This is a genomic window from Mucilaginibacter endophyticus (genome assembly GCF_003351025.1).
Taxonomy (GTDB): Bacteria; Bacteroidota; Bacteroidia; order Sphingobacteriales; family Sphingobacteriaceae; genus Mucilaginibacter; species Mucilaginibacter endophyticus.
Genome location: NZ_QPCG01000006.1, coordinates 148,904 through 165,697 on the forward strand (window position 1 = coordinate 148,904; position 16,794 = coordinate 165,697).

The 16,794-nt window shown below is 41.5% G+C and carries 16 protein-coding genes; 12 read left to right on the forward strand and 4 right to left on the reverse strand.

What is annotated here, in order from left to right:
- The first annotated feature begins 20 nt into the window (after positions 1–20).
- The 6 genes from DUL71_RS23545 to arsB all read left to right on the forward strand — a co-directional run bounded on the left by DUL71_RS23545 (position 21) and on the right by arsB (position 4,707).
- Positions 21–1,187 carry an aldose epimerase family protein gene (locus DUL71_RS23545; protein WP_114940547.1) on the forward strand — a complete coding sequence of 389 codons (1,167 nt, stop codon included), beginning with the start codon at positions 21–23 and terminating at the stop codon, positions 1,185–1,187.
- A 157-nt stretch (positions 1,188–1,344) separates the two neighbouring features.
- The gene (locus DUL71_RS23550; protein WP_114940346.1) at positions 1,345–1,830 is read left to right on the forward strand and encodes a hypothetical protein; all 486 of its coding nucleotides are present in this window, start codon (positions 1,345–1,347) and stop codon (positions 1,828–1,830) included.
- 153 nt (positions 1,831–1,983) lie between these two features.
- Positions 1,984–2,313 carry an ArsR/SmtB family transcription factor gene (locus DUL71_RS23555; protein WP_114940347.1) on the forward strand — a complete coding sequence of 110 codons (330 nt, stop codon included), beginning with the start codon at positions 1,984–1,986 and terminating at the stop codon, positions 2,311–2,313.
- Positions 2,314–2,353: 40 nt separating this feature from the next.
- The gene (locus tag DUL71_RS23560; RefSeq protein ID WP_114940348.1) at positions 2,354–3,187 is read left to right on the forward strand and encodes an arsenite methyltransferase; all 834 of its coding nucleotides are present in this window, start codon (positions 2,354–2,356) and stop codon (positions 3,185–3,187) included.
- A 10-nt stretch (positions 3,188–3,197) separates the two neighbouring features.
- Positions 3,198–3,623 carry an arsenate reductase ArsC gene (locus DUL71_RS23565; RefSeq protein WP_114940349.1) on the forward strand — a complete coding sequence of 142 codons (426 nt, stop codon included), beginning with the start codon at positions 3,198–3,200 and terminating at the stop codon, positions 3,621–3,623.
- Position 3,624: 1 nt separating this feature from the next.
- Positions 3,625–4,707 (forward strand): ACR3 family arsenite efflux transporter, encoded by a 1,083-nt coding sequence (gene arsB, locus DUL71_RS23570; protein WP_114940350.1) that lies wholly within the window; start codon positions 3,625–3,627, stop codon positions 4,705–4,707.
- Positions 4,708–4,799: 92 nt separating this feature from the next.
- Here the strand turns inward: arsB and DUL71_RS23575 are convergent, their stop codons facing one another.
- From DUL71_RS23575 to gatB, 3 genes are all read right to left on the reverse strand, one after another.
- Entirely contained in the window at positions 4,800–5,489 is a 690-nt protein-coding gene (locus DUL71_RS23575) for a response regulator transcription factor (protein WP_022831601.1), read from the reverse strand.
- A 106-nt stretch (positions 5,490–5,595) separates the two neighbouring features.
- Positions 5,596–6,741, reverse strand: a complete 1,146-nt coding sequence (locus DUL71_RS23580) for a TlpA disulfide reductase family protein (RefSeq protein WP_114940351.1) — start codon at positions 6,739–6,741, stop codon at positions 5,596–5,598.
- Complete coding sequence (gene gatB / locus DUL71_RS23585) at positions 6,742–8,211, reverse strand: Asp-tRNA(Asn)/Glu-tRNA(Gln) amidotransferase subunit GatB (RefSeq protein ID WP_114940352.1); 1,470 nt, start codon at positions 8,209–8,211, stop codon at positions 6,742–6,744.
- A 582-nt stretch (positions 8,212–8,793) separates the two neighbouring features.
- Here gatB and DUL71_RS23590 point away from each other — a divergent pair.
- Positions 8,794–9,306 (forward strand): hypothetical protein, encoded by a 513-nt coding sequence (locus DUL71_RS23590; RefSeq protein ID WP_114940353.1) that lies wholly within the window; start codon positions 8,794–8,796, stop codon positions 9,304–9,306.
- Between the two features lie 125 nt (positions 9,307–9,431).
- Here the strand turns inward: DUL71_RS23590 and alaS are convergent, their stop codons facing one another.
- A complete protein-coding gene (gene alaS / locus DUL71_RS23595) occupies positions 9,432–12,131 on the reverse strand; it encodes an alanine--tRNA ligase (RefSeq protein ID WP_114940354.1) in 2,700 nt (899 codons plus the stop codon).
- 137 nt (positions 12,132–12,268) lie between these two features.
- On the opposite strand from alaS, the gene DUL71_RS23600 reads away from it, so the two are divergent.
- From DUL71_RS23600 to DUL71_RS23620, 5 genes are all read left to right on the forward strand, one after another.
- Entirely contained in the window at positions 12,269–12,469 is a 201-nt protein-coding gene (locus DUL71_RS23600; protein WP_114940355.1) for an addiction module protein, read from the forward strand.
- 271 nt (positions 12,470–12,740) lie between these two features.
- Complete coding sequence (locus DUL71_RS23605; protein WP_114940356.1) at positions 12,741–13,403, forward strand: hypothetical protein; 663 nt, start codon at positions 12,741–12,743, stop codon at positions 13,401–13,403.
- A 116-nt stretch (positions 13,404–13,519) separates the two neighbouring features.
- The gene (locus DUL71_RS23610) at positions 13,520–13,855 is read left to right on the forward strand and encodes a MerR family transcriptional regulator (RefSeq protein ID WP_114940357.1); all 336 of its coding nucleotides are present in this window, start codon (positions 13,520–13,522) and stop codon (positions 13,853–13,855) included.
- 90 nt (positions 13,856–13,945) lie between these two features.
- Positions 13,946–16,048 (forward strand): ComEC/Rec2 family competence protein, encoded by a 2,103-nt coding sequence (locus DUL71_RS23615; protein WP_114940358.1) that lies wholly within the window; start codon positions 13,946–13,948, stop codon positions 16,046–16,048.
- 79 nt (positions 16,049–16,127) lie between these two features.
- A complete protein-coding gene (locus DUL71_RS23620; protein WP_112574155.1) occupies positions 16,128–16,772 on the forward strand; it encodes a DUF4412 domain-containing protein in 645 nt (214 codons plus the stop codon).
- The last annotated feature ends 22 nt before the right edge of the window (positions 16,773–16,794 follow it).

Genomic DNA, 16,794 nt, shown 5'->3' on the forward strand with positions numbered 1-16,794 from the left:
AAACTATAAACAAGCCATTTATGAGAAACTTAATTAAAGGTATTTCTTTAACAATTTTACCCGCCTGTAGCCTATATTTGGCTGCTTGTAATCAAACTTCAACCTCACAGAAAAACACTACTATGGCGGATAGCACCAAAACCACTGCATCAGCATTCGAAAAAACAATCGATGGAAAACAAACCCATCTTTTCACCCTTAAAAACAAAAACGGCTTAACTGCTACCATCACCAACTACGGCGGCAGAGTGGTAAGCCTGTCGGTACCTGATAAAAACGGTAAGCTAACCGACGTTGTTTTGGGCTTTGACGATGTAGAAGGTTTTGAGAAATCAACCGAACGTTACTATGGCGCTACTATTGGTCGCTATGGTAACCGTATTGCCAAAGGTCATTTTAAAATTGATGGCAAAGATTACCAGTCGTCAATAAACAATACGCCAAACACGCTGCATGGTGGTAAACATGGTTTCCAGGAAGTGGTTTGGGATGGCAAAATGATTGATTCATCTACTGTTGAGCTTACCTATCTTTCAAAAGATATGGAAGAAGGTTTTCCTGGTAACCTCAATGTTAAAGTTACTTACAGCCTTACAGATGATAACTCATTTAAATGCCAGTACGAGGCTACAACTGATAAAAAAACAGTTGTTAACCTTACTAACCACGCGTTCTTTAACTTAAATGGCGAAGGTAGCGGTACTATTCTTGATCACGTAGTGCAGATAGATGCAGATAACTATTTACCGGTTGATGCAGGCCTGATCCCTACCGGCAAACTTGAAAAAGTTGCAGGTACTCCGTTTGATTTCACCAAACCTGAAACTATTGGCAAACGCATTAATGTGGACAATGTTCAATTAAAAGATGGTAAAGGTTATGATCATAACTTTGTGTTAAACAAGCATGACCTGAGCACCCCTATTGCTACAGTTATTGGTGATAAAAGCGGTATCAAAATGGAAGTATTTACCGAAGAACCTGGCTTACAGTTTTACAGCGGTAACTTTATGCAGGCTAAAAACGTGATGAAACGTGGTATCAAAGATGAGTACCGTACATCATTCGCTATGGAAACTCAGCATTTTCCTGATTCTCCAAATCAACCACAGTTCCCATCAACAGAGTTGAAACCGGGCGATACTTATAAAACTCAGTCACTTTATAAGTTTTCGGTTGTAAAATAGTTGAATGCTCCAATATTGAAAGTCCTGCCCCAAAGGCGGGACTTTTTGTTTTATGTAAATATGATGCGTTTGTTAAGCAGATTTAAAACAAACCTAAACTTTTTAAGGTTAGAAGGTTAATTAATAACAATCTGTTTACCTATCTATAAAAAACATCATGATTGACAATTCAACCCAACCAGAAGAAAAAGGATTTTTCGAGAAGGTTAAAGAAACAATTGAAAGCCTTTGGGAAGGCACAAAAGACACAGCCGAAGACGTAAAAGAAGCAGCCGAAGAAAAAATAGAAGATATAAAAGAAAAAGTAACCGCTAAAAAAGCCACTACTGCCAAAAAAGTAGCAACGGCGAAAACAGCAGCAACAAACAAAGCTGCCGCGGTAACAGCCAAGGCCAAAACAACGGCTTCGGAAGTAAAAGCTAAAGCAGAAACCAAGGCTAAAGCCATCACCACCAAAGCGAAAGATGAGGCAGCAAGTGCTAAGAAAGCCGTAGCTGAAGTAAAAGCCAAAGCGGCAACCAAAGCTAAAGCCATTACCACAAAAGCCAAAACCGAAGCTACAGAAGCTAAAAAGGCCGTAGCATCTAAAACGGCAAAAGCTACTACTGCAGTTAACAAGAAAGCTACTGCGGCTTCAAAGTAAATTACAATTTTCCTCAGACTTACAAAGTTTTAAAAACTTCGTAAGTCTTCCTCTCTCCCATCCTCAATTCATCCCTCAAACAAACAATTTTGAAAAATAAATTAAGACTGCCATTGACATCAATTTAATTAATCGTAATATTGCAATATAATTATGGGCATTACCAAAACAGAAATATTTACCGACGAGCAGAATAAACTGGCGCTACAGCTTAAGGCTATCGCCCATCCTGCCCGCATTGCCATTCTACAACTCATTATTGAGGCAAAGGCTTGTATTTGTGGTGATTTGTCATCTGAATTAGGCCTGGCGCAGCCCACGGTATCTCAACACCTTAAAGAGTTGAAGAACGCCGGTTTGATACAAGGTACTATTGAGGGTGTAAGCGTTTGTTATTGCATTGAACCCCAGGCCTGGAAAAACCTGAATAATGAGTTAAACAAATTGTTCTCATCTTACAAAGGCATTAATAGCTGCTGCTAAAATTTTTTGATGATATCAATCGTAATATTGCAATAAACAAATGAAAACAAACGAGGAATTAAAAGAATTGGTAAAACTGAAATACAGCGAAATAGCCTTACAGGATAAGGATACCAATCAATCGTCATGCTGCGGCGCAGGATGCTGCTCAACCGAGGTTTATAATATCATGAGCGAAGACTATACCGAGCTGCAGGGGTATAATGCCGATGCCGACCTTGGTTTAGGATGCGGTTTGCCTACTCAATTTGCCGAAATTAAAAAGGGAGATACCGTTATTGACCTTGGCAGCGGCGCGGGTAACGATTGCTTTATTGCCCGTGCTGAAACCGGCGAAACAGGCAAAGTGATCGGTATTGATTTTACAGAAGCAATGATTAGCAAGGCCCGCGAAAATGCGGAAAAGCTTGGCTTTAACAACGTAGAATTTCGCCTGGGCGATATTGAGCATATGCCGGTTACAGCTAATGTAGCCGACGTAATTGTAAGCAACTGTGTTTTGAACCTGGTACCGGATAAAAATGCAGTTATCAAAGACATCTATCGGGTATTGAAACCCGGCGGGCACTTTAGCATTTCGGACATCGTGCTAACCGGCGAGTTACCGGAAAAACTCAGGACAGCGGCCGAAATGTATGCAGGCTGCGTGTCCGGAGCCATCCAAAAAGACGACTATCTGGAGTTCATCAGCAAAAATGGTTTTGTGAATATCACCATACAAAAGGAAAAACCCATAGTAATTCCCGACGATATCTTAGCTAATTACCTGTCGGCAGATGAGATTGCCGAATTCAAAAATAGCAACGGAGCTATTGTAAGTGTTACTGTTTACGCCGAAAAACCTAAAGCATGCTGCGAACCCGGCTGCTGTTAATCAATAATAAATGAAAAATGTATTAGTATTATGCACAGGCAATAGTTGCCGAAGCCAGATAGCCGAAGGATATTTAAAACATTTTGCCGGCGATAGCGCAAAGATATATAGCGCAGGTATTGAAACACATGGCGTAAACCCCAAAGCCATTAAAATAATGGCAGAGGATGGCATTGATATTTCCGGCCACACATCAAACCATGTTGATGAATATGCCGATGTTAAATTTGACTATGTGATCACTGTTTGTGATAACGCCAAAGAAGCCTGTCCGTTTTTTCCGGGAGATGTAAAACGTTTCCACCATAATTTCCCGGATCCGGCAAAAGCCCGTGGTACCGAAGATGAGGTGATGGATGAATTTAGAAAAGTACGGGAGCAGATCAAAGTATATGCCCGGGAGTTTGTGATGGGCTATTTAACAGAAAGGCCTTAATATGTCTGCCAATAATTGTGCTCCGGCCATTGAACGAAAACGGCTTGGTTTTATTGACCGTTATCTTACCGTCTGGATTTTCCTGGCTATGATTATAGGGGTTGCCATAGGCTATTTTATACCTTCCTCATCAGGCTTTATCAACTCATTTTCAACCGGTACAACCAATATCCCCCTGGCCATCGGGCTTATATTGATGATGTACCCACCGCTTGCCAAAGTAAAATACGAACATATGGGCAAAGTGTTTAAGGATGTTAAAGTCTTGAGTGCGTCCCTGTTTTTAAACTGGATCATAGGGCCGGTACTGATGTTCATATTGGCATTAGTTTTCCTGCATAGCTACCCCGAGTATATGGTAGGGCTCATACTCATCGGGCTTGCACGTTGTATTGCCATGGTGGTGGTGTGGAATGAACTTGCCGATGGCAACCGTGAATACGCTGCGGGTCTGATAGCTTTGAACAGTATTTTCCAGATACTTTTATACAGTGTGTACGCTTATATTTTCATAACCGTACTACCGCCCTTATTCGGCTTTAAGGGCCTTCAGATTCATATCACCGTAATTCAGATTGCTAAAAGTGTAGGGGTTTATCTGGGAATTCCATTTGCCGCAGGAATCATTAGTCGTTATACTTTAATTAAGTTAAAGGGTATTGATTGGTTTCAGCAAAAGTTTGTTCCCTTTATTTCACCTGTTACGTTAATCGCGCTTTTGTTTACTATTATAGTTATGTTTAGCCTTAAAGGCAGACTTATCGTACAGATCCCAATGGACGTTGTACATATTGCTATACCGCTGGTACTGTACTTTGCCATTATGTTTTTACTGAGTTTCTTTACTGGCAGATACTTCGGCGCCGATTATTCAAAAAGCACATCGATAGCCTTTACAGCTACCGGCAATAATTTTGAGCTGGCCATCGCGGTGTCAATAGGCGTATTTGGTATTAACTCGGGTCAGGCCTTTGCCGGGGTAATAGGCCCGTTGGTTGAGGTACCGGCTTTGATAGCACTGGTTAACGCGGCATTTTGGCTTCGGCGGAAATATTATACTAAAGAAACCGAAACTGTGAACTAAAGACCGGCTGACGATATAGGCACAAAAAAAGCGATTGGTTTTCCAATCGCTTTTTTAATATTCCAAACTCCCCCTTTAGGGGGCCGGGGGGCTTACGCCTCAAATTTGTAACCTACACCTTTTACTGTAGCAACACAATCGTCGCCCAGTTTTTCGCGTAGTTTACGAATGTGTACGTCGATGGTACGGTTGGTAACCACTACCGAATCTTCCCAGATATTTTTAAGGATCACCTCACGGGTATAAACCTTGCCTGGTTTTGAAGCAAGCAGGTAAAGCAATTCAAATTCTTTTTTGGCCAATACTACCTTAACGCCGTTTTTGTAAACCAGGTAAGCTTCGCGGTCAATAACCAGATCGCCAATTTCCAGTTTGTTATCAATTACGTCTTCGGCAGGAGCATTACGGCGCAGGATTGCATTTATGCGGCTAACCAGTGCGCGGGGCTTAATAGGCTTTGCAATATAATCATCGGCACCTACGTTAAAACCGGCAATTTCCGAATACTCTTCGCTGCGGGCTGTTAAAAACACCATAAAGGTATTTTTAAACTCAGGCATGGTGCGCATAATACGGCATGCTTCTATCCCATCCATTTTAGGCATCATGATGTCCAGTACAATCAGATCAGGTAAGGCTTTTTTTGCTTCGGCAACGGCTTCCTGGCCATTACGCGCTAAAAACACCTGGTAACCCTCTTTTTTCAGGTTATACTCAATCAGTTCTAAAATATCCGGTTCATCATCAACAATAAGTATTTTCTGTTTTGCGGTGCTGCTCATGTTGCGTTAATTTTTTTGTATAAAAGTATACGCTTTACAACAGCTAATAGTTAAGTTAATATTAACAAATTGTTAAACGTTACCTTATATTAACCGTAAGTTGAGGCTATTTAAATGTTTTATTTAAAAAAGCTTCAAGATCGGCGCCCGTAATATTCTTGGCAACGATATTTCCCTGCGGGTCGATAATGAAATTTGACGGGATAGCCTCTATATGATAAAGCCTTTCTGTAGGGCCTTCAAAGCCATTTAAATCAGATCCATGAGCCCAGGTAAGTTTATCATCGCTGATAGCTTTTTGCCATGGGGTCTTGTCTTTGTCAAGGGATACACCTAATATATTAAAGCCTTTAGAATTAAAAGTAGCATATTGTTTAACCACATTAGGGTTTTCCTGGCGGCAAGGCTGACACCATGAAGCCCAAAAATCGATCATTACATATTTACCTTTATAGTCTGACAGTTTAATTGGTTTACCATCTATACCGTTAACAGTAAACTCAGGCGCTTTGTGCCCGATAGAAATAGGCTTAGCTTTATCCATCTGCGCAATGAATTTTTGTACAGTAGGATTATCTTTAAAATCGCCCCTGATCTCATCGGCAAACTTAATCAGTTGAGCTTCGTATTTTGTAGGGTCAAGTGTGGTAGCCGCGTAGAAACCTGCAAGCGAGTTTTTATTGTCGTTCACAAATTTTAAAACCGCCTCACCACTTTCGTTCACGTTCTTTAAAAATATAGGCATGTATATTTTCAGCAGCGAATCGTTACGCTCACCGTGCGATTTTTCCTGGTACTCGGCAAAAAGCTTGGCGTTTTTATCGCCATAAAGGTTACTGATACGGTTAAACTCTTTTATTTTGTCCGAATCGTCAGAGCCTTTAATGGTATACTCGTGCTTTTTATCGTTATTGTCAGTTTCAAACTCGATATCATCACCATTTTTAGCAATGAAATCGTACAGGTTTTCGCCCTGCATTTCGCTGCCTTGCGGACCGGTATTGCCTACTCGAAGTTTAAACAGGTTTGGATAAAGCGCCACATGCTTAAACTCAAATTTGCCGCCCTCGCCCAATGATGTTGAGTCAACAATTTTTAAGCCCGAGCTATCGGCCTCAATCAAATAAACAGCTTTAAGGGCACCGGGATTTTTGATAGTCCCAGAAACGCTGAACTGCGATTGGTTTTTACAAGAGTACATACCGGCGCTTAGCAATAACAATGCGCCGGCAGCCATATTTTTAACTTTCATTTACTTAGCTTCTAATTCTTTAATCAATAGCTGGTTAGTTTTCTGCGGATCGATCTTACCTTTTGAGCTTTTCATGATCTCACCCATAAACAGGCCTAAAACGCCCTTTTTCCCCTTTTGGTATTCCTTAACCTTATCAGGATATTTAGCGATGGCATCCTTTATAAAACGGGTTACATCATCGCCGTCAGCACTAATCAGCAGGTTAAGCTCCTTAGCCAGATCATCCGGTTTTTTACCCGGTTCCTTGATCATGGCAGGGAATAATTTGTGCGAAGCTACAGAATTATTTATCACCCCGGTGTCAATTAGTTTGATGAGGGCGGCAAGGTTTTGCGGCGTAACAGCAAAGTTACCAATGGTTTGATTATGATCGTTCAGGTAAGAGCGTACAGCACCCATCAGCCAGTTGGCAGCAGCTTTATAATGATCAGTATGTTTTATCAGCGATTCAAAATAAACGGCAGTATCCCTATCGGCAGTGATAACCGAAGCATCATAAGCTGTTAAACCTAATTGCTCGGTATATTTATGATACAGTTGAGCTGGCAATGCAGGTAAACCTTTACGAATGTTCTCTACGTACTCATTGCTAAGCTTTAACGGCGGTAGGTCTGGCTCGGGGAAATAACGGTAATCGTTTGCCATCTCTTTGGAGCGCAGCACCGAGGTTTCGCCGGTGTCAGCGTTAAAGTTCAGCGTATTTTGGTAGATATGGCCACCTGCTTCAATAATATTTACCTGGCGCACAAATTCGTGCTCAATGGCACGCTGTACGTTACGGATAGAGTTAAGGTTTTTTACCTCACAGCGGTTGCCATAAGTGGTCGCGCCTCTAAGCCTTACCGAAATATTGGCGTCGCAACGCATGCTACCCTCTTCCATGTTACCATCACAGATATCCAGGTAACGCAGGATCTTGCGCATCTCGGTCAGGAATTGACCAGCCTCTTCGGCACTGCGCATATCTGGTTCAGATACGATCTCAACCAGTGGCACACCTGCACGGTTCAGGTCTATCAATGAATCGGCGTGGTGCTGATCGTGCATACTTTTACCTGCATCCTCTTCCATATGGATATGATGCAGGGCGATATTCTTTTCAGTTCCATCGGCCAGCTTCACAGGCACATAGCCTTTAAGGCATATCGGTGCCTGATCCTGGCTTATCTGGTAACCTTTAGGCAAATCGGCATAAAAATAATTTTTACGGGCGAAGCTATTATTCAGGTTGATAGTGCAATTACAGGCCAGGCCCATTTTAACGGCATATTCAACCGCTTTTTTATTAATAAAGGGCAGGGTACCGGGATGTCCCAACGATACCGCGCTAACATGGCGATTAGGTTCGGCACCAAAGGCAGCAGAATCTGCCGAGAATACCTTACTTGATGTAGATAACTGCGCGTGTACTTCGAGGCCTATCACCAACTCGTACTTTTCAGCTATCCCGTCTGCGAGAACTGTCATAAAAATAAAAATTCAGCTATAATTTACTGAGCTATAAAAACCAAATATATAAAGATTAATACACTATCTGTGCCATTTTGCTCTTAAAAACAACGGTAAAGATGCAATAATATACTTATACGGTAGGAAACATCAGGTTTACAGTTTAGTACACATAATCAATGAGGTGTATTAACCGCACCGATGGCTTTTGAATTGCTAAATTTTCTAAGGTAAAAAGCATTAAGCCTAAAAAATCCAATTGCGACAGCGATTTATATCATTTAAAAAGTGAAAGTTAGTAACCTAAGATTAGCCTAAAGGCCGTTTGCAATAAATTCATTACCGTTGGTTTTAACCAACGGAGTGAAGGCCGAAAGAACTTGGCTTTAGCCCAACTATACGAGCAGATTTTGGCTAAAGCCCCTTTATCGCTTTTCAATGATCCATTGGTTAAAACCAACGGCAATGAAATTTTATCAACCTGTAAATGACGTTCGTTGATTTTAACAGCTTCTTAAATTTAAACCTTATGCAGATGATCCCGTCTATCAAAATACAGGCACAGCATTTGAATATGTGCCGCATATTTAGACAGACACTATGAAAAAGTTAATTTTAGGAATGCTTGCAGGATGTTTTGTACTTGCGGCTTCGGTTACAAAAGCAAATGCACAGGTAAGCGTAAATGTAAATGTTGGTTTATGGAACCCACCTGCCGAATATGCAGGCGTTAATTACTACTATTTACCAGATGTAGAAAGTTATTACTACGTACCAACTCACCAATATATTTATTTAGATGGCGGCAACTGGGTTTGGAGGCGTTCTTTACCTCCTCGTTATTCAACCTATAGCATCGCTACCGGTTATAAAGTAGCTGTAAACCGCCCAAGGCCCTATACTTATTTTGCGCACGACCGTGATACTTATGCCCGTTACCGTGGTACCAGAAATGTGATTGTCCGTGATAATTATCATACCAGGGTAGTGAACCGCACACGCGTAGTAAACCGTACCCGCGTGGTAAACCATAATCCAAGGCCACATACTACTGTAGTAAAACGTACCCGCGTGGTTGAACACCGTGGACACGATAATGGTCACCACCATTAATATTCAACTGGACTTTTCCCCAAAAAAAGTATATAAAATAAAAAACGACCGCTTCTGTTGAGGCAGTCGTTTTTTTATTTTATGTCATTGCGAGGAACGAAGCAATGACGTGATGGAGGTGTTATTTACCCTACAAAGCTTCTCGCCTTCGCAAGCGCGTTATCCAACCCACTTACATCACTACCGCCGGCAGTTGCGAAAAACGGCTGACCGCCACCGCCGCCTTTAACCTCTTTGGCAAGTTCTTTTACAATGTTACCGGCATGCAGTCCTTTTTCCTTTACCAGCTCTTCGGCAATCATTACGGTGATGCTTGGTTTGCCGTCGAAATCGGCTACCAGCACAAGGAAAAGGTTTGATACAATATCTTTAAGCTGATAAGCCAGGTTCTTAACCGCGTCGGCATTAGGCAGGGCTACTTTTTGGGCGATGAAATTGATATCGCCAATAGCTTCTGCTTTTTGAGCCAGTTCGGTTTTTAAGCCTGATGATTTTTCGAGGATCGATTTTTCGATCTCTTTTTTCAGTTTGGCATTTTCATCCAGCAGTCCTTCAATACTTTTTGAAAGATCCTTTGGATTTTTAAGCAGCTCTTTTAACTGGGTAATCAGCGCGTTTTGCGTAACGATATATTTTTCGGCAGCTACACCAGTGATTGCCTCAATACGGCGTACACCTGCGGCAACAGCGCTTTCAGCCACTATTTTAAAGAAACCGATTTGTCCGGTTGCTTTCACGTGTGTACCACCGCAAAGCTCCTTGCTGAAATTATCATCAAAAGTAATTACACGCACATACTCGCCATATTTTTCGCCAAACAGGGCTGTTACACCGCTGCTGATAGCCTCAGCATATAATACGCTGCGCTCTTCCTTAAGCGGAATATTTTCACGTACCTTTTGGTTTACGATGGCCTCAATCTGGGCCAACTCTTCATCGGTCACTTTAGCAAAGTGCGAAAAGTCGAACCTCAGATAATCGGCATTAACCAACGAACCTTTTTGATTTACGTGCGCTCCCAATACCTGCTTCATAGCGGCATGCAGTAAGTGCGTGGCCGAGTGGTTGCTGTTGGTTTGGCTTCGCAAAGCAGGATCAACAATGGCGGTTAACGCATCGTCAATATCCTGCGGCAGTTTATCGGTAAAATGAACTATCAGTCCGTTCTCTTTTTTGGTATCTGTAACCGGAATGATCTCGCCGTCAGGAAAAACCAGTTCGCCTTTATCGCCTATCTGGCCACCGCTTTCGGCATAGAAAGGCGTTTTATCCAATACCAGTTGATATTGCTCCTTGCCTTTAGCAGTTACTTTACGGTACTTTACGATATGGGCAATGCTCTCTGTTTCATCATAACCGGTAAACTCAACCGATTCATCATCTCTTAAAACAATCCAGTCGCCGGTATCAATGGCGGTAGCAGCTCGGGAACGGGTCTTTTGTTCCTGAAGGGCAGCATTGAAGCCTTCAACGTCGACAGACCAACCTTTCTCACGAGCCATCAGTTCAGTTAAATCAATAGGAAAGCCATAAGTGTCAGATAGCTCAAAGGCCGCCTTTCCGGTTATTATTCCTTTCATTGCATCCATTGTGTCAATATTTGCATCAGACTTAATGGAGCCACTAACTTGACCATCGATGATTACTGTAGTTATTTCATCAAATCTTTTTATTCCATTTTGCAATGTCCTTAAGAAAGATACTTCCTCTTCCAAAATTACCTTTTGTACAAAGTCCTTTTGCTCAAAAAGATTATCGAATACACCTTTAAACTGTTCAGCTAATAAAGGAACTAACACGTTAAAGAAGGGCTCTTGAAAACCTAAAGTTTGATAGCTATAACGCACAGCCCTTCGCAAGATCCTGCGGATCACATAGCCTGCTTTATTGCTTGCCGGTAATTGCCCGTCGGCAATGGCGAAGCTTATGGCACGGATATGATCGGCCAGTACGCGCATAGCTACCGCGTCATTCCAGTCAGCGTCACCAGGTTTGGCGGCACTGTTATATTTCTTGCCCGATTTTTCGGCAATGAACTGGATCATCGGCTGAAAAACATCGGTATCATAGTTGGATGTTTTACCTTGCAGCACGCGTACCAAACGTTCAAAACCCATCCCGGTATCAACATGTTTATTAGGGAGCGGTTGCAATACACCACCCTTAAGGCGGTTAAACTGCATAAATACGTCGTTCCAGATCTCGATAACCTGGTCGTGATCTGCATTTACTAATATAGCGCCACTTTCTTCGGCACGCTCACTATCCGGGCGACTGTCAAAGTGGATCTCCGAACATGGGCCACACGGGCCTGTTTCGCCCATTTCCCAAAAGTTATCTTTTTTATTACCACGCAGGATATGATCTTCGGCCACATACTGTTTCCACAGTTCGTAGGTTTCGGTATCCGCTTCAAGGCCTTCCTTTTCGTCCCCTTCAAAATAGGTAACATACAGGCGGTCTTTAGGCAGCTTGTACACTTCAGTAAGCAGTTCCCAGCTCCAGGCAATGGCTTCTTTTTTAAAGTAGTCGCCAAAGCTCCAGTTACCCAGCATTTCAAACATGGTGTGATGATAGGTATCAATACCTACCTCTTCCAAATCGTTATGCTTGCCCGATACGCGTAAACAACGCTGTGTATCGGCCACGCGCGGGGCCTTGGGTGCTGCCTCGCCTAAAAATATATCTTTAAACTGGTTCATCCCCGCGTTGGTAAACATCAGGGTTGGGTCGTTTTTAATTACAATTGGCGCCGAAGGAACGATGGTGTGTCCCTTTGAAACAAAAAAATCAAGAAAAGCCTGTCGTATTTCAGTAGCAGTCATAGGGAGCAAAGATAGGATTTTCAATTATTTCGGATATCGGATTTTCGATTTCGGATTTATTTATTAATTATAGCTGATTTAGGCTTTGTTCGTCGATACTATTAGCGCGATTTGTCATATTTAACTTAAATTTGCATATGGAAACTTTAAGAGTAGACATTCAAAACGAACAGGAGAAAAGAGTACTCCTGGCATTTCTTGACAGTTTGGATTATAACTACCGTATAGATAATGAAAGCGATGCCATACTTGAACAGCAGGCTAAAGAACTGGCCAGTCGCAAGGCCGATTTTTTAGCAGGTAAAGCTTCTTCCCTTCCCTGGAGCGAAAGCAAATAACGCAAAGGTCTCCTTTTAAGACTTTTCGAGCCTTACGCTACCTTACCAGTCCAGCAGGCATCTATCTAACTTATCGAATCTTTACGGGATTTTCAGCTCATTTAAAACTGCTTATCAATACTTTGTACTAAATAGTGCATTCTCCTTTTATAATCCAAGATCTTATTTTCAGGAACACAATTAAACTTTTAATCTTTTAATGTGTCTGTGTTATATATTATAATTATTACTATTAATTATTAACCTAAATTTGCAACCTATCACAATTATTATGAAATTATCTTACAAACCTATCCTCTTATTACTCACTATTATAAGCATCACCGGCGTATCCTGCAAAAAAGAAAAGCCTGCTATTGTCAATGAGTTCCCAAAGACGCTTGAATATCAGGGAACAACATTTTTATCCACTGAAAGAGTGTTTACCAATAAAGGAGAGGTCACCGATCCTGCAATTAAAGCCAAAGCAATTGTATCAACCGGCCTTAACCTGATATTGCATCCAAGTTGGACAAGCGGAGGTACGATTGTAGTGAATTCTAAAAATGAGGTTCAGATTGGAGGCGATAAATACTCATTTATTGATGAAGGTCAGGACCATAAGTCGATATTTTCGGCCAATGTATATTCAGTGATCCCGCCACTTGACGCTGCGGTAAAATTTGCTCCATTATATAAATATCCTGGTTTGAAAAGCTCTGGCAATAATTTTATTTACCAATGGCCTTTAATTTTACAGGGAGACTATTCTGCTATCAAAATCAGCCAAATGGATTTTTGCTATTTGCAACGTGATTCAAACACAGGTAAAGTTATAGCGCGTAATATAATGTGGGTATCCAATGAATTTAATACAGGAGGACTTAGCATACTCGGCGATCGTGATACTGTTGCAATAAGGGAGTATACACTCAACTACGGTGAAAAAAAATAAGCAGAAGTTTTTCCGGGACAACTTTATTGGTTCCCGGAAAAAATAACATCTGAAACTTGCAGACTTTCCGTTTTATAGACTTGCGGACTTTAATACTAAACACTTACATTTGTATTATGCCGTATAAAGAACGTGAAATAAGCAAGATGTACTACACCATGGGCGAGGTATCGGCCATGTTTGATGTTAATCAGTCGCTTATACGTTTTTATGAAAAGGAATTTGATGTACTGCAGCCCAAGAAAAACAAAAAAGGCAACCGGTATTTCACTCCCGAAGACATTGAAAACTTCAAGATCATCTTCCACCTCATCCGCGATAAGGGCTACACATTAAACGGCGCTAAGGAACACCTCAAAAACAACATGGGCGATACAAAGGATAACCAGCGTGTTATCGACTCGCTCGAAAACCTCAAAAAGTTCCTGCTCGAAGTACGCGACCAGTTGTAATCTACGGCATAAAAACTATCTTTATTTTTATAATCCTGTTGGATTAACCTATAACCATGCCGTTACCTGCAATAACAAGCCGTACTTAATATGATCGCTAACCATAAGGGCGAGATCCCGGTTGTTATTTTATTGCTTCCGTTTTTATTAGGTATAAGCCTCGGTATCAATTTCAATTCGGCCGTGTATTTGATGCCCCTGGCTATTGCTTTTGCCGGTCTGCTAATCTTGTTCCTGCTCCTCAATTTTTATTATAACCGATTCAAAGTTTATAAAAAACGATGGCTGGGCGGTATTCTCATTCATCTGCTGCTATTACTTGCAGGCTGGATAGCTGCCGTCAATAACAACGAGCTTAATAGTACCGGGCATTTTTCAAAACAGCCTGCACAAAGATTGCTTGTGCGTATTAATACCGAGCCTCAGCTTAAAAACGGATTAATTCGCTTTACGGCAAACGTAATTGCAAACATCAATCAAAAACAACGGGCACCAACAACCGGTACATTGCTGATCGCCATAAAAGATAGCGCTGCAATAAAGTTAACTTATGGCGATGAGTTGCTGATTCCCGGCAAATACTCCCATATCGATCCGCCCTTTAACCCGGCAGAATTTAACTACAAAAAATACCTCTCGCACCAGAATGTTTATTACCAGGAGTTTTTATATCCAGGGCAATATCGTTTGGTACAATCAAACACAGGCAATCCTTTCATATCGCAAGCATTGTCCCTGCGGCGGCAAATGGTTCAAAAACTTAAACAACAATTACATGATCCAAACGCCATAGCTGTAGCCTCAACCCTGATATTAGGTTACAAAGCCGATTTAAGCGAAGATGTACTGCAGGCTTATTCCAAAACCGGAACCATACATGTGCTGTCGGTTTCAGGTGCGCACGTAGCTATGATATGGGCTTTACTGGCGTTCCTGCTTCGCTTTCTGGACAGGTGGAGGCATGGTCGGCTTATCAGGGCAGTCATCATCATTCCCGTTATCTGGTACTACGCCATGCTTACCGGCTTCTCACCCGCGGTTTGCCGGGCCGCAGTAATGATCAGTACAGTTATCATTGGGAAAACTTATAACCGCTATATCAACAATTTAAATATCCTGGCTATATCCGCGTTTATGTTGCTGTTGTATAATCCTTTACTGATAACGGATGTAGGCTTTCAGTTGTCATATCTGGCCGTAGCCGGACTTGTTATTTTACAAACTGTAGTTTACACGTGGTTTACTTTCAGCAATCAATGGATTGATAAACTCTGGGCCTTGTGTTCGGTATCCGTAGCCGCGCAGGTTATTACCTTTCCGCTAAGTGCCTTTTACTTTCACCAGTTCCCGGTTTATTTTCTGATCAGCAATTTATTTATTGTTATCCCTACGGCTGTTATTATGTACAGCGGGATTTTTTACCTGCTACTGCCACAAATTCCCTATATATCGGCTTGCACGGCCTGGGTTTTAGAAAAAACCATTTTGCTCATGAATTATGTACTGGCTTGGTTTGAGCGTTTACCTTTCGCAAGCATCAGTAAAATATGGCTCACTACAACCGAATACCTTTTACTCTATGCCATAATCATTTGTGTGTTTTACTTTTTGTATGATAAACGCCCCTGGCTGTTACGAATAGGCCTTGTATTGATGCTTTTGTTTACCCTTAGTATCGGCATAAAAAGATATCGCTCTTCCAATACAAACAGCATCGCCTTTTTAAACCTTCGTAAAAACACAGGCATCGTGTTCAAAAACGGCAACTATGCCATCGTTATAAGCAACCTTGCCGATACCGATAGAAACTACAATTACTCCATAAGGCCGAACCTTGATAGTTGTAAAGTAAGCGATGTTGCATTGTACGAACCAGGTCAGGATATCCGGTCGGCATTTTTACGAAAGCAGGGTAACTTAATACAGTTCCGGAATCAATCTATAGCTATCATCACCAAAGATGATATCGATACTATATCGACCATAAAACAAAAAACTGACTACCTTTACATTACCGGCAGCCCTAAAATTCCGCTTGCTATTATTAATAAAAATCACGAATATCATACTATAATTATTGATGCCACAAACACCCCTAAAACCGTACAGCTCATTGTAGATCAGGCCCGTTCCCTGCACGCTAATTATGTGATTTTAAAACGTAACAAATCGTTTGTGACGGCATCTAATTAAAAAACATATTAAACTACATACCTAAAAATTTGTCTTTTAATTAATAAAAGTCAATTTTGTATTAAATCAAACTCAAAACATGAACATTAAAATTTTCAACGTTGCCTTAGGCCTTGCCCTTACCGCAACAGCAATCAGTGCTAACGCCCAAAAAGCTTACAAAGAGGGTGTGATAACTATTTCTACGGCAATGCAGGGACAACAGGTTGAAGCGAAAAGTTATTTCCGTGCCGATTCTGCAGCTATGCAGTTTACTACCGGTCCGGCTACTATTAAAATATTAACGGATGCCGATGGCAAATCATTAGCTGTTTTGGTTGACGTGCCGGTGGCTTCAATTAAAAAAGCGGCTATCGCAACTCCTGATGAGGTTGATCAGGCTTTGGCCACCCTGCCAACCCTAACATTTGCTCCGGGTACCGAAACCAAAGTAATTTCGGGCTTTAACTGCAAAAAGGTAGTAGCTACAGATACTAAAACCAACAAAACCTATGATGTTTGGGTAACTAATGATGTTACTTTACCAACCACTGGTATCGCTAAATACTACCGCAATGTTGGCGGTTTCCCGGTTCAGTATACTTCATTTTCACAAGGTCAAAGCACCGAGGTTACTGTTAAAAGCATCACCGAACAAAAAAACCCGGCCGGTACATTTGGCATCCCTGCTGACTTTGAAAAGATCACTTTGGATGACCTGAAAGCGATGAGCGGCGGCAGGTAATCAAAAAATATTTCATTAACAA

Coding starts and splice junctions, on each gene's coding strand:
- DUL71_RS23565 (WP_114940349.1), top strand. CDS start 3,198: ATGAAAAATGTATTAGTATTATGCACAGGCAATAGTTGCCGAAGCCAG.
- DUL71_RS23615 (WP_114940358.1), top strand. CDS start 13,946: ATGATCGCTAACCATAAGGGCGAGATCCCGGTTGTTATTTTATTGCTT.
- DUL71_RS23605 (WP_114940356.1), top strand. CDS start 12,741: ATGAAATTATCTTACAAACCTATCCTCTTATTACTCACTATTATAAGC.
- DUL71_RS23620 (WP_112574155.1), top strand. CDS start 16,128: ATGAACATTAAAATTTTCAACGTTGCCTTAGGCCTTGCCCTTACCGCA.
- DUL71_RS23555 (WP_114940347.1), top strand. CDS start 1,984: ATGGGCATTACCAAAACAGAAATATTTACCGACGAGCAGAATAAACTG.
- alaS (WP_114940354.1), bottom strand. CDS start 12,131: ATGACTGCTACTGAAATACGACAGGCTTTTCTTGATTTTTTTGTTTCA.
- DUL71_RS23590 (WP_114940353.1), top strand. CDS start 8,794: ATGAAAAAGTTAATTTTAGGAATGCTTGCAGGATGTTTTGTACTTGCG.
- arsB (WP_114940350.1), top strand. CDS start 3,625: ATGTCTGCCAATAATTGTGCTCCGGCCATTGAACGAAAACGGCTTGGT.
- DUL71_RS23575 (WP_022831601.1), bottom strand. CDS start 5,489: ATGAGCAGCACCGCAAAACAGAAAATACTTATTGTTGATGATGAACCG.
- DUL71_RS23610 (WP_114940357.1), top strand. CDS start 13,520: ATGCCGTATAAAGAACGTGAAATAAGCAAGATGTACTACACCATGGGC.
- DUL71_RS23560 (WP_114940348.1), top strand. CDS start 2,354: ATGAAAACAAACGAGGAATTAAAAGAATTGGTAAAACTGAAATACAGC.
- DUL71_RS23580 (WP_114940351.1), bottom strand. CDS start 6,741: ATGAAAGTTAAAAATATGGCTGCCGGCGCATTGTTATTGCTAAGCGCC.
- DUL71_RS23545 (WP_114940547.1), top strand. CDS start 21: ATGAGAAACTTAATTAAAGGTATTTCTTTAACAATTTTACCCGCCTGT.
- gatB (WP_114940352.1), bottom strand. CDS start 8,211: ATGACAGTTCTCGCAGACGGGATAGCTGAAAAGTACGAGTTGGTGATA.
- DUL71_RS23550 (WP_114940346.1), top strand. CDS start 1,345: ATGATTGACAATTCAACCCAACCAGAAGAAAAAGGATTTTTCGAGAAG.
- DUL71_RS23600 (WP_114940355.1), top strand. CDS start 12,269: ATGGAAACTTTAAGAGTAGACATTCAAAACGAACAGGAGAAAAGAGTA.